Origin of the sequence: Cryobacterium sp. 10I5, from assembly GCF_035019865.1 — a bacterium.
Lineage (GTDB): Bacteria > Actinomycetota > Actinomycetes > Actinomycetales > Microbacteriaceae > Cryobacterium > Cryobacterium breve_A.
Genome location: NZ_JASJVI010000033.1, coordinates 25955 through 37935 on the forward strand (window position 1 = coordinate 25955; position 11981 = coordinate 37935).

Below are 11981 nucleotides of genomic sequence, written 5' to 3' on the forward strand. Positions count from 1 at the left end.
GTGATATGACTTCCGCCCGAGACGAAACAGCCGCCGCCCGAACCGACGGGCAGGCTGCACCCGGTGTGCAGGCCGTCCAGGCAGGGCAATCTCCTCAGGCAGGACAGACCGCTCAGGCAGGACAGGCCGACCAGCCGTTCACCCATCTCAATACGGCCGGCCAGGCCCGGATGGTCGACGTGACCGAGAAGCAGCCGACCGTGCGCAGCGCAACCGCCGCCGGATTCGTGTTCTGCGGGCCCCTCGTGGTCGCCGCGCTTCGCGACGGCACGACGCCCAAGGGCGACGTTCTCGCCGTCGCACGCATCGCAGGCATCCAGGGCGCGAAGAAGTGCGCGGACCTGCTCCCCCTCGCCCACGTGATCGGGGTGCACGGCGCAGCGGTCGACCTCACGATCGAGGACACCGGTGTGCGGGTGGCTGCGACCATTCGCACAGCCGACCGCACCGGGGTCGAGATGGAGGCGCTCACGGCGGTGTCGATCGCTGCGCTGGCGGTCGTCGACATGGTCAAGGGGCTCGACAAGTCTGTCAGCATCGGGGACATCCGCCTGATCGGCAAGACCGGCGGCAAGTCCGGCGACTGGCTGCGCCCATCGAAGTAGGACCCGCCACCATGCCTGGACCCCTCGCCCCGAACGAATTCGACGGAGTTTTGGGGAAAAACGCACCTGAGAAGTCCGAAAACGCGTATTTTGCGCAAAATCTCCGTCGAATTGGTTCGGGGCCGGCCGCTACGGGGCCGATCGACCTGATCGTGCTCGCCGGCGGCCGCGGCAGCCGACTCGGCGGCGCCGTCAAGCCCGCCGTCGAGGTCGCCGGCCGAACGCTACTGTCCCGGGTGCTCGATGCGCGCACGCTCGCCCGTCGAGTCGTCATCGTCGGGCCGGCGTCAGCACGTTCCGCTGCCGGTCCTGAGGCGACCGGAGCGCTCTGGGCGCTCGAGGATCCACCGTTCGGCGGCCCCGTCGCGGGCATCGCCGCCGGCCTCGCCGCGCTCGCCCGGTCGGTACCCGCACCCGCATCCGAAGCTGGACCCGCACCCGCAAGCACGGCACCCGTCCCGGCGGAGTGGCTGCTCGTGCTCGCGTGCGACCTGCCCTGGGCCGCGGCTGCCGCCGGCACCCTCGTCGCAGCCCTCGCTGACCAGGCCCTCGCTGATCGTGCGGGCACGAATACCTCCGGCACGGACGCCCTCGACGGTCTGCACCTGTCGGATCCGGACGGTCACCCGCAGTGGCTCGCCGGCCTCTACCGGGCGAGCGCACTCCGGAACGCCGCCGCGCGTCTGGGTCCCCGGGCGGACGGGGCGAGCATGCGCGCCCTCCTGGCCGGGCTGCGTCTCGTCGGAGTCGCCGACGAGACCGGCAGCGGCCGCGACGTGGACACGTGGGAGGATGTTGAGTGGAGCACCGCGCTCCTGTCGGGACCCAGCCCGATCAGCACCACCCCTCCGAGGAGCGAAACCGAATGAGCACCTCCACCCCCCTGCCTCCCGAGGCCCTCGATGACTGGCTTGCCGTCCTCGCCGTCGGACTCGACCTCGATCCGGCCGACGTTCCGGTCGGCGTGCTCCTGGATGTCGCCCGCGACGTCGCCCACGGCGTCGCCCGTCCCGCCGCCCCGCTCAGCACGTTCCTCGTCGGTTTCGCCGCTGCCCGCAACGGCGGCACTGCGGCAGACGTCGAGCACGCAAGCGCGACCGCTACCCGGCTCGCCCTCGACTGGTCGTCGACGCACCCCACCGAGCCGCGCTAGTGGCCGGCATCCGTTTCTTCGCGGCCGCGGCGGAGGCCGCAGGCAGCGAGACCACGACCGTCGACGTTGCGAGCATCGGCGATCTTCGAATGATTCTGTCCGACCGGCACGGCGCCGAGTTCGCCAAAATCCTGTCGCGTTGTTCCCTGCTGGTCAACGGCATCCGGGCAGCGGATGACGCGGTGCCACTTGCCGGAACCGACACCGTCGACGTGTTGCCCCCCTTCGCCGGAGGCTGAGCCTCACACGGCTCTCCCCGGGTCCCGACCGGGTCTGCAGACCGCAAAAATGACGGACTCTCCTCAACAGGTACCTGATCAGAAGAGGTTTCCACATACCTGAGCCTTGCTCAGAGAGTGTCGGTGGTCGGTCGTAATGTGGCGGCATGACCACCCTCCCGGAGTCGCCCGCTTCACCCGATCAGCCGCACGCCGACCGGGTGTTCCGTGAGTCGGTGCAGGGCGGCCTGCTCGCCGGGCTGCGGTCGATGGCGGATGTCGTCACCGGGCTGGGCGGCTCGTCAGCCGCCGTCGATACGCTCACTGACGAGGCCGTGTTGGAGGGGCAGGTGTTGATCGCCGGTGCCCGGCGGGCCCTCGAGACTCAGGCGGCATGGTTCGCCGCGACCCTGGCCCGCCGGTCCCGGCCCGAACTCGGCGGCAAGGGCCTCGCGGCCCGGCAGGGTTACCGCTCCCCGGAAGACCTGCTCCAGACCATCTCCGGGTCGAGCAAGGGCGACGCGGCCAAACTGCTCGCGGTCGGCCGCCTCCTCGCGGAAGCCGATGCCGCCGAGAAGGGCGCCCGGGAAGCCGCCGAGGCCCAGAAGCTGCTCGACGAGACTCCGCCCCTCGACGGGAACGACGGACCGCCGCCCCTCGATGGGACGACCCCGCACCTTCCGCCGGTTCCGCCGACCGCGGTGCCGCCGTGGCACGCCCCAATCGGCCGGGCCCTCGCCGAGAGCTGGCTGAGCGTGGAGAAGGCGGACGCGCTCCGCAAGGGCCTCGGTGACCTGGACCGGGCGATCACACCGGAGAAACTCGCGTCCGCCCTCGCCCGGCTCCTCGCCGAAGCACGCACCCTGAACGCGGACCAGTTGTTCAAACGGGCCAGAAGGGTGCGGGACGTGCTCGATGAGGCCGGCATCGCCGCCCGCGAGAAAGCCGCCTACGACGACCGGTCCCTGCGGTTCTACCGGCTCCACACGGGGCAGGTCCGCCTGGTCGGCCTGTTCGCCCCCGAAGACGGCGAATACCTGATGCAGACCTACGACGCCATCACGAGCCCGCGCCGGGGCGGGGTGCGGTTCGTCGACAAGGAGCAGGCGGCGTGGGCGAAGCGGGTGCAGGACGACCCCCGCACGACCGAGCAGCTCACCGCGGACGCATTCCTCGCCCTGACCAAACTCGGCGTGAAGGCTGACCCGAAACGCATCGCCGGGGGCCGCAGCCCCGCCGTGCGCATGGTCACCATCCGCCCCAGGAGCACCGCCCCGACCGGCACCGCACCGACCGGGGTCGTGTCGACCGGTAAGCCACCCACCGGGCTAACGTCGACCAGAGCCGCACAGACCGGGACCGCACCCACCGGCGCCTCACAGTCCGGGACCACGTCTATCGTGGCCGCAGCCGGTGGAACGGAACCGGGCGGCCCGACTCCCACCGCCCGGGATGAGCTCGCATCCGACGTCGGGTCGGGCCCCGGAACCGAGACGCCCGCACTCGAGCCCGGCGTCATCGAGGGAACCGCGGTCACGGTCACCACCGGCACCCTCGAACGCAACCTCTGCGACACCGGACTCCTCAACGCCACCTTCGACGACCACGGTGTCGACCTCGGCCGCGAACAACGCACCTTCTCCCCCGCCCAACGGGCCGCCCTCGCCCTTCGGGACGGCGGCTGCATGTGGCCCGGCTGCGACCGACCACCCTCCTGGACCGAAACGCATCACATCGAGCACTGGAAAGACGACGAAGGCCCCACCAACCTCGACCAAGGCATCCTGCTCTGCCGGGCCGACCACCTCAGACTCCACAACGAACACTGGCGAATCACCCGCGACGACACCGGCCGATACTGGCTCACCCCACCACCCGCACTCGACCCCGAACAGAGACCCATCCTCCTCACCAGCAAAAGCCAGATTCTCCGCGGCACCGACTGAGTCGGCGAAGGATCGGCGCCGCAGACGCGACAGCGGGGACAGGCTCGACGGGCCCGACTCGTCGGGCCCGATGCGCTCGACAGGCTCGTACGCCAGGGAGGACCGAGCGCCGGGTCCGCTACGGAACCACTGTGCAGCAGACGCCGGGTCGATTGGGAGCGACGCCCCTTACGCGAACGGACGCCAGAGACGCCAGAGACGCCAGAGACGCCAGAGTCGCCGGAGGCGCTAGAGAGTCAGGCCGACCCAGGAGTGGGTGCCGTCGACTTCGTACTGCTTCTTCCAGATCGGGACCTCGGCCTTGACCGCCTCGACGAGCTGCTCGCAGACCTGGAAGGCGTCGGCACGGTGCGCACTCGCGACGGCCGCGACGAGGGCGAGGTCGCCCACCTCGAGGTGGCCGATCCGGTGACTCACCACGAGCTCGACCGCGGGGTTCCCGGTCCGAAACCGGGCGGCGATCTCCGAGAGGATGCGCCCGGCATCCGGATGGGCGCTGTAGTCGAGGCCCGTCACGGTGCCCGCGGCATCGGGATCATGGTCGCGCACCTGGCCGACGAAAGTCACCACGGCGCCCGCCGACCGCGAGGACACCGCGAGGACGTGCGCGGTGACATCGAGAGTCTGGTCGGTCACGAGGGACAGCGGCGGTATGCGTTCGGATTCCACAGCCCCAGAGTACCCGCGGTCGCCGGGATGCGCAGACGATATCCGCACCGTGCCCCTGGGCACTACTGTGCCGGCGAGCACCCGCACAGACTCGACGACAACCTCCCCGGACGACCTCCCTGAGCGGCATTGTGCGGCAATATACTGGCGCCGGCGGAAACCATTCACCGTCGAATCGACAGCCGGAACGAGGTTCACTGATGCCGCACCAACCCCACAGACTGATCCCCGCGAGTTTCACTCCCGGACCCTCGCTCGCGCTGCGCACGCGCGTCGAGATCACGCCAGACTTCGGTCCGGGCGCCACGATCGCCGGCTATGCAGTCTCGAGTGACGGGCCCGTTCCCGCGGCTATCGGGCTCGACCGTGCTGCGCTCACGGAGGCCGGGTTCACGGGGGCTGTCGGCCAAACGCTCGTGCTGCCCCAGGCATCCGCCCCGACCCTCGTCGCCGTCGGCGTCGGCGAGCAGGGGCGCCTCACGACCGCGACCCTGCGGGATGCCGCCGCCGCGTTCGCCAGGGCCGGGCGGCACGGACGCCATCTCGCGACGGACCTCGTGGAGGCCGCGAGCGGGCTCGAACCGGTCGCTGCCAGCGCCGCTGTCGTCGAGGGCGCCCTGCTCGCCCGCTATCGCTACCTCGAACTCAAGACGGCGACAACACACATTCCCCTCGAGGCGCTCGACCTCGTCGGGAGCACCGCACACGCGGTCGGTGTCTCCCGCGGCCTCGCCCTCGCCCGGGCGACGGCCCTCGCGCGCGACCTCGCGGCCGCGCCGCCCTCCCACCTCACTGCGACGATCTTCGGCGACTTCGCAGAGGCCCTCGCGCCGCAATACGGGCTCGAGGTGAGCGTCTTCGACAAGGCGGAACTCATCGAACTCGGCTGCGGCGGCCTCCTCGGCGTCAATGCCGGAAGCATCGAAGAGCCCCGGATGATCGAGGTCCGGTATCGCCCGTCCGGGCAGCCGACCGGGCATCTCGCCTTCGTCGGCAAGGGCATCATGTACGACTCGGGCGGGATCGCGCTCAAGCCGGGCGACGTCACCCACCTCGCGATGAAGATGGACATGTCCGGGGCCGGCGCGATCTTCGCGACGATGACGGCGCTGGCCGAACTCGGCTGCGAGAACGCCGTGACCGAATACCTGATGTGCACGGACAACATGCCCTCGGGTTCGGCGACGGCGATGGGCGACGTCCTCACTATTCGCGGCGGCACGACCGTCGAGGTCAAGAACACCGACGCGGAGGGGCGGCTCGTGATGGCGGACGGGCTCGTCCTGGCCAACGAAGAGGGCGTCGACGCCATCGTCGACCTTGCGACCCTCACCGGAGCGGCGCTCGTCTCCCTCGGCCCGATGATGGCGGCGCTGTTCGGCAACGACCAGGGCATCATCGACCAGGTACGCGCCGCATCCGACCTCACCGACGAGACCGTCTGGCAGTTGCCGCTCGACCGCCGCTACCGCAACCAGCTCAATTCGGATGTCGCGGACATGTCGAACCTCGGCGGGCCATACGCCGGCGCGACGACCGCCGCCCTGTTCCTCGCAGACTTCGTCGGCGACACCCCCTGGGCGCACGTCGACATGTGCGGCCCGATGCAGTCGGACTCCGACGACTCCTGGCGCACCACGGGACCCACCGGTTTCGGCGCCCGCCTGCTCGCCGAGCTCGCGATCGGATTCCGGCCCCCGGCCGCCTGAGCACGACCGTCGGCAGCGGAACCAACCGGCCCGCCCGGACAGCGATCGCCTCCCACTACACCCGTTCGAAAACGGCGGCGAGGCCCTGGCCACCTCCGATGCACATGGTCTCGAGCAGATACCGCCCCCCGGTACGATGCAGGTGCCTGCTCGCCGTCGCCAGGATGCGGGCGCCGGTCGCGCCGACGGGATGTCCCAGGGAGATGCCGGAGCCGTTCACGTTGGTGCGTTCCCAGTCGGCGTCGGTGAATTTCCACTCCCGGCTGACCGCGAGCACCTGGGCGGCGAATGCCTCGTTGAGCTCGATCAGGTCGATGTCCGCGAGGGTGAGCCCTGCGCGTTCGAGGGCCTTCTTCGTTGCGGGCACCGGTCCGATGCCCATCCGGGACGGCTCGACGCCGGCTCTGGCCCAGGTCACGAGGCGAACGAGCGGTGTGAGCCCGAACTCCGCGGCGCGCTCCGGAGTCGTTACGAGGCACGCGGCGGCGGCGTCGTTCTGTCCGCTCGCGTTTCCGGCGGTGACGGTCGCGTCGGCATCCGTGCCCAGCAGGATGGGACGCAGCCCGGAGAGTCCGGCCAGGGTCGTGTCCGGCCGCGGGGTTTCGTCGTGGGAGACGACGACGGCGCCCTTCCGCCCCTGAATCGTGACCGGAACGATTTCGGCGTCGAAGCGGCCCTCGTCGACGGCCGTTGCGGCACGCTGCTGCGACCGCACGGCGAGCTCGTCCTGTTCGGCACGACCGATGCCGTACTCCCGGCGCAGGTTCTCCGCGGTCTCGAGCATGCCGCCGGGAACCGGAAAGTTGCGGCCGCCCGCGGTCTCCCGGCCACGACTGAGCGCGTCGCGGAGAAGCAGACCCGGCCCTGCCGTGATTCCGAAACGGGAATCGACGGTGTAGAACGGCGCCTGGCTCATCGAGTCGACCCCGCCGGCCACGACGACGTCGCTGATGCCGGTCTGCACCTGCATCGCCGCGTCGAGCACGGCCTGCAGGCCGGAGCCGCACCGCCGGTCGAGTTGGAGCCCGCCGACGGTCACCGGCAGGCCGGCGTTGAGGGCGGCGACGCGGGCGACGGACGCCGCCTCCGCGGTCGGGTAGGCCTGCCCGAGGATCACGTCGTCGATCACTCCCCCGTCGATGCCGGTACGTTCCAGCAGGGCCGCGATCACAGCGGCGGCGAGGTCGGCCGGTGCGACAGTGGCGAACATCCCGCCGAAGCGCCCGATCGGGGTGCGCACCGGTTCGCAGATGACGACATCCCGCATCCGCTCGTTCATGCGCCGACCCCCGACAGCAGGGTGCGGATGACGCCCGGTTCCGCGGGCACGAGGAGCCGAGCCCCTGTCGCGGCCTGGACCTCCGCGACGGTGAGACCCGGAGCGATCTCCCGTAGCACGAGCCCCTCCCCGGTGACGTCGATCACCGCGAGGTCGGTGATGATCCGGGTGACCACGCGCTTGCCGGTCAGGGGCAGGGAGCACTCTGCCACGATCTTGTGCTCGCCTGCACGCGTGACATGCTCCATCACGACGATCACCGTATCGGCGCCGTGCACCAGGTCCATCGCCCCGCCCATGCCCTTGATCATCTTGCCCGGCACGGCCCAGTTCGCGATGTCTCCTGTCTCCGAGACCTGCATCGCGCCGAGCACGGCCACGTCGATGACCCCGGCACGGATCATGCCGAAGCTCTGCGCGGAGTCGAAGTACGCGGCTCCGGGATTGACGGTGATGGTCTCCTTGCCGGCGTTGATCAGCTTCGGGTCCTCCTCACCCTCCCACGGGTACGCACCGACGCCGAGCACCCCGTTCTCCGAGTGCAGGATGACGTGCACCCCCTCGGGCAGGAAGTTCGGGATGAGGGTCGGCAGGCCGATCCCGAGGTTGACGTAGCTGTCGGGGGCGAGTTCCTGCGCGGCGCGGGCCGCCATCTCGTTGCGGGTCAGGGGCATGTCAGCCTTCCGTTCTGGCGGTCTGGGCGGATGCCGCGGCCGCTGCGGCGGGGGCGGCTCCCGGCCGCGGCCGGGTCGTGACCTTCTCGATCGGAAGGTCATGCGCATCCGCGTGGTTCAGCTGCACGATCCGTTGTACGTAGATGCCGGCGAGGTGCACGTCGTCCGGGTCGATCTCGCCCGGTTCGACGAGCTCGTCGACCTCGGCGATGGTGATCCGGCCGGCCATGGCTGCCGGCGGGTTGAAGTTGCGGGCCGACTTCTCGAAGACCAGGTTGCCGTGCCGGTCGCCGCGAGCGGCGCGCACCAGGGCGAAGTCGGTGACGATCGCCTCCTCGAGCACGTATTCCTGCGTCTTGCCGAGCGAGGAGAACACCCGGGTCTCCTTCGGCGGCGAGGACACCAGCACTTCCCCGTCCGGCCCGTAACGCCAGGGCAGGCCGCCGTCGGCGACCAGGGTTCCGACGCCGCTCGCGGTGAAGAACGCCGGAATGCCGCTTCCACCCGCACGGAGCCGCTCGGCGAGGGTGCCCTGCGGAGTGAGTTCGACCTCGAGTTCTCCGCCGAGGTAGCGCCGGGCGAAGTCCTTGTTCTCGCCGATGTATGACGCGATGACCCGGCTGATCCTGCCCTCCCTCAGCAGCTCACCGAGTCCCCAGCCGTCGACGCCGCAGTTGTTGGAGACGACCCGGAGGTCGGTCGTGCCCCGATCGAGCAGGGCACGGATCAGCACGATCGGCACGCCGACGAGGCCGAAGCCGCCGACGGCGAGGGAGGCGCCGTCTGGGATGTCCGCGACGGCGGCTGCCGCTGAGGTGAACGTCTTATCCATGGAGCAGTCCTTCGGTCCGGTTCAGGGAAGTGTCGGGGTCGGTGACGAGTCAGTGCCGGGCTCCGCGGCCACGGCTTGCTCAGCGTCCAGGGCGGCGAACGTGCTGCGCGCGATCGAGAGCGCCGAGTTCGCGGCAGGCACACCGGCGTAGATCGCGGTGTGCAGCATCGCCTCGCTGATCTCGGCGCGGCTGAGCCCGTTGGTGAGCGCGGCGCGCACGTGCATCGCGAGCTCGTTCTCGTGGCCGCCGGTGATCAGGCAGGCCAGGGTGAGGAAGCTGCGGGTGCGCCGGTCGAGGCCGGGCCTGGTCCAGATCTCACCCCAGGCGTACCGGGTGATGAAGTCCTGGAAGTCGGCGGTCTCCGGGGTGATCGCGGCGGTCGCGGCGTCCACGTGCGTGTCGCCGAGCACGGCCCGGCGCACGGCCAGGCCCGCGGCGTACACCTCGGCCGCCGTTCGTGCGGAGGGTTCCTGGGCCACGGCCTTTCCGTGCGACTGCTCCGCAGACGTTGCCGGGGGTGTCCCCGGGGGCGTCGCCGCAAGCTGCTCCCGGAGCAGCTCGGCGAGGTCCCGGGGCCGCTCGAGGGAGGGCAGGTGGGCTGCTCCCGCGATCTCGGCGAACCGGGCTCCGGGAATGGCCGCCGCGAGTTCGGCGACGAGCGCACTCGGCGTGGCGAGGTCCAGCTCCCCGGCCACGCAGAGCGTCTGCACGGCGATGCCGGCAACCGCCTCGCGCGCGTCGAAGCCGGCGAGCGCCTCGCAACAGAGCGCGTAGGACTCGTCGTCGATGTCGAGCAGCCGGTTCAACGCACCGGCGCCCGCCGCGGGATCGCGCTCGAGGAATCCGGGAGCGAACCAGCGCTCGGCGCTGCCGATCACCATCGAGGGCGTTCCGCTCGCGCGGATCTGCGCGGCGCGCTCGTGCCAGCCCTCCGCAGTGCCGATCCGCGCGACCGAACAGACCACGCTGAGGCTCAGCAGGCGCCCCGGGTGGCGGATACCGAGCTCGAGCCCGACCGCTCCGCCGAGCGAGATGCCGGCGTAGTGGAAGGACTCCGGTGGGGCGTCCGCACCGAAGGCGGCGGCCGTCGCGGAATCGACGAGGGCGATCACTGCGTCGGCGAGTTCGGCGACCGTGAACGGTTCCCGTGCGACCGGACTGATCCCGTGTCCGGGCAGGTCGAAGCTGAGCACCCGCAGGTCCGATCGAGGCGGGTCGCCGAAGGCGCCGAGTACGTCGACGACCGTATCCCAGAGCGACGTCGTGGTGCCGAGGGAAGGTCCGAGGACGAGCAGCGGAGCCCGGCCGGTCGGCCCAGGCGCATCGGAAGGCTCAGCGCGAATCGTGCCACGAAGGAGGGGCTGGGTCATGATTCAACCTTCCGTGATCGGTGGGCAGGCACTGCCGGTTCTCCAGGCAACGCCGGTTCACGAGGCGCGTCTGCCTCGAGGTGGGCGCGGTACCGGGCGAGCACCCGGTCGATCGCGGCCGGCCCCTGGCCGAGTCCCGAGTCAGCGTCGAACGCGGCCCAGGCCCTGGCCCGTAGCGCGTCGGTGATTCCCCCGACGGCGCCCTCTGCGGCCAGCAGTCCGCCCAGCGTCACCCGCAGCGGTCGCCGGGTCTCGTGGGACTCCGCGGCAGCACGCTGCACGAGCCCGAAGGCCCGCGTCTTGCCGAGAGCCTCGGCGAGCAGGGTGGTCACGCGTTCGCTGAAGACGAGACCGTCCGTGAAATCGAGGTTGACCCGCATCCGCCCGGGGTGGACGTCGAGGCGCCCGGCGAGGTCTGCCGCGCCGCTGACCGCGGAAACCGCGAGCCGCTCGAGGTCACGCAGGGTCTGCCACTCGGCGTGCCAGGCGCCGCCCGGGCGCTGGTCCTCCGCGAGCAGGCTGCCGTAGAGCGACCCCAGCAGAGCAGGCGTCTGGCGCGCTGCGGCGGTGACGAGCACGGCCGTCACCGGGTTGCGCTTGTGCGGCATGGCACTGGAGCCGCCCTGGCCTGCGCCGAGTCGCTCGCTCACCTCGGCGATCTCGGTGCGCGACAGCACGGACACGTCGAGGGCGAACGCCCCGGCGACCCCGGTCACCGCGGCGAGCGCGGACCCGAGCTCCACGACCGGCAGGCGATCGGTGTGCCAGCTGAGCAGGGGCCGACGCAGGCCGAGCCGGGCGGCGAACCGGTCCGTGACGACGTCGACGGCCGGAGTGCCCGACGTGGCTGCCGTCGGCCCGGCGACCCCGGAGCGGGCGTTCGCGATGGCGGTGAGCACGGCGAGGTTGCCGACGGCGCCGCCGAGCTGCGCGGGCAGCCCGACGCGCACCCGGGCGAGGGCGGTCGCGGCCGTGAGCACGGCATCGAGCCAGCCGGCCGCCACGAGCCCGAAGCTCGTGGGCGACGCCTGCTGGCCGAGGGTGCGACCGGCCATGATCGTGTCCCGGTGCTGCCCAGCGAGCACGGCGAGCGCGGCGGCGAATTCCCGGAGCCGGTCGGCGAGCTGACCGCAAACCCGGTCAGCGACGAGCATCGCCGCCGTGTCGAGGATGTCCTGGCTCGTGGCGCCGACATGGATGTGGTCGGAGGCCCCGGCGCGCACGCGTTCCGCGGCGAGGCCGAGGTGCTTCACGAGCGGGATCACGGGGTTGCCGCCGTCGCGCCCCTCCCGGGCGATCGCACCGAGGTCGAGCGCGCCGGCGTCGACGAGGGTGTCGCAGACGCCGAGCATCCACTCAGGGGCGAGCGCGGCGTCGACGAGCGCACGGGTCAGGGCGAGTTCGGCGTCGACCATCGCCTGCAGCCAGGCGGCATCGCTCGTGAGCGTGCGGGCCCGGCTGCCGTGGTCGAGGGGGGCCGCCCCCCCCCCCGGCGGGTGGGGCGGTCGGCACATCCGCTCCACTC

The 11981-nt window shown here is 71.2% G+C and carries 12 protein-coding genes; 6 read left to right on the plus strand and 6 right to left on the minus strand.

The genetic code is table 11. The features are described 5' to 3' along the window. The first annotated feature begins 5 nt into the window (after positions 1-5). The 5 genes from moaC to QN350_RS10315 all read left to right on the plus strand — a co-directional run bounded on the left by moaC (position 6) and on the right by QN350_RS10315 (position 3922). Complete coding sequence (moaC, locus tag QN350_RS10295) at positions 6-605, plus strand: cyclic pyranopterin monophosphate synthase MoaC (protein WP_416173030.1); 600 nt, start codon at positions 6-8, stop codon at positions 603-605. 11 nt (positions 606-616) lie between these two features. Then, positions 617-1474 (plus strand): molybdenum cofactor guanylyltransferase, encoded by an 858-nt coding sequence (mobA, locus tag QN350_RS10300; protein WP_322139577.1) that lies wholly within the window; start codon positions 617-619, stop codon positions 1472-1474. After that, complete coding sequence (locus QN350_RS10305) at positions 1471-1758, plus strand: DUF6457 domain-containing protein (RefSeq protein WP_322139576.1); 288 nt, start codon at positions 1471-1473, stop codon at positions 1756-1758. Before mobA ends, QN350_RS10305 begins: the two co-directional genes overlap by 4 nt. Beyond that, complete coding sequence (locus tag QN350_RS10310) at positions 1758-1997, plus strand: MoaD/ThiS family protein (RefSeq protein WP_281534667.1); 240 nt, start codon at positions 1758-1760, stop codon at positions 1995-1997. The genes QN350_RS10305 and QN350_RS10310 overlap by 1 nt, the downstream gene beginning before the upstream one ends. Before the next feature lie 146 nt (positions 1998-2143). After that, the gene (locus tag QN350_RS10315; RefSeq protein ID WP_322139575.1) at positions 2144-3922 is read left to right on the plus strand and encodes an HNH endonuclease signature motif containing protein; all 1779 of its coding nucleotides are present in this window, start codon (positions 2144-2146) and stop codon (positions 3920-3922) included. 228 nt (positions 3923-4150) lie between these two features. Here QN350_RS10315 and QN350_RS10320 read toward each other — a convergent pair whose 3' ends face one another. Next, entirely contained in the window at positions 4151-4591 is a 441-nt protein-coding gene (locus QN350_RS10320) for a molybdenum cofactor biosynthesis protein MoaE (RefSeq protein WP_322139574.1), read from the minus strand. 200 nt (positions 4592-4791) lie between these two features. Between QN350_RS10320 and QN350_RS10325 the strand changes: the two genes are divergently transcribed. Then, a complete protein-coding gene (locus QN350_RS10325) occupies positions 4792-6300 on the plus strand; it encodes a leucyl aminopeptidase family protein (RefSeq protein WP_322139573.1) in 1509 nt (502 codons plus the stop codon). Positions 6301-6355: 55 nt separating this feature from the next. Here the strand turns inward: QN350_RS10325 and QN350_RS10330 are convergent, their stop codons facing one another. The 5 genes from QN350_RS10330 to QN350_RS10350 all read right to left on the minus strand — a co-directional run. Then, the gene (locus tag QN350_RS10330; RefSeq protein WP_322139572.1) at positions 6356-7579 is read right to left on the minus strand and encodes an acetyl-CoA C-acetyltransferase; all 1224 of its coding nucleotides are present in this window, start codon (positions 7577-7579) and stop codon (positions 6356-6358) included. Continuing rightward, entirely contained in the window at positions 7576-8253 is a 678-nt protein-coding gene (locus tag QN350_RS10335; RefSeq protein WP_322139571.1) for a 3-oxoacid CoA-transferase subunit B, read from the minus strand. The genes QN350_RS10330 and QN350_RS10335 overlap by 4 nt, the downstream gene beginning before the upstream one ends. Before the next feature lies 1 nt (position 8254). Continuing rightward, a complete protein-coding gene (locus QN350_RS10340; RefSeq protein ID WP_322139570.1) occupies positions 8255-9085 on the minus strand; it encodes a CoA transferase subunit A in 831 nt (276 codons plus the stop codon). 21 nt (positions 9086-9106) lie between these two features. Beyond that, positions 9107-10456 (minus strand): 4-carboxymuconolactone decarboxylase, encoded by a 1350-nt coding sequence (gene pcaC / locus QN350_RS10345; protein ID WP_322139569.1) that lies wholly within the window; start codon positions 10454-10456, stop codon positions 9107-9109. Continuing rightward, positions 10453-11981 (minus strand): lyase family protein (locus QN350_RS10350; protein WP_323516341.1); only part of this gene is annotated, 1529 nt, incomplete at its 5' end. The genes QN350_RS10350 and pcaC, both read right to left, overlap by 4 nt.

Bases quoted from the DNA above. Each gene is read 5' to 3' on its own strand.
- QN350_RS10335 (WP_322139571.1), bottom strand. From the start codon at position 8,253: ATGCCCCTGACCCGCAACGAGATGGCGGCCCGCGCCGCGCAGGAACTC.
- QN350_RS10330 (WP_322139572.1), bottom strand. From the start codon at position 7,579: ATGAACGAGCGGATGCGGGATGTCGTCATCTGCGAACCGGTGCGCACC.
- pcaC (WP_322139569.1), bottom strand. From the start codon at position 10,456: ATGACCCAGCCCCTCCTTCGTGGCACGATTCGCGCTGAGCCTTCCGAT.
- QN350_RS10325 (WP_322139573.1), top strand. From the start codon at position 4,792: ATGCCGCACCAACCCCACAGACTGATCCCCGCGAGTTTCACTCCCGGA.
- QN350_RS10315 (WP_322139575.1), top strand. From the start codon at position 2,144: ATGACCACCCTCCCGGAGTCGCCCGCTTCACCCGATCAGCCGCACGCC.
- QN350_RS10340 (WP_322139570.1), bottom strand. From the start codon at position 9,085: ATGGATAAGACGTTCACCTCAGCGGCAGCCGCCGTCGCGGACATCCCA.
- mobA (WP_322139577.1), top strand. From the start codon at position 617: ATGCCTGGACCCCTCGCCCCGAACGAATTCGACGGAGTTTTGGGGAAA.
- moaC (WP_416173030.1), top strand. From the start codon at position 6: ATGACTTCCGCCCGAGACGAAACAGCCGCCGCCCGAACCGACGGGCAG.
- QN350_RS10305 (WP_322139576.1), top strand. From the start codon at position 1,471: ATGAGCACCTCCACCCCCCTGCCTCCCGAGGCCCTCGATGACTGGCTT.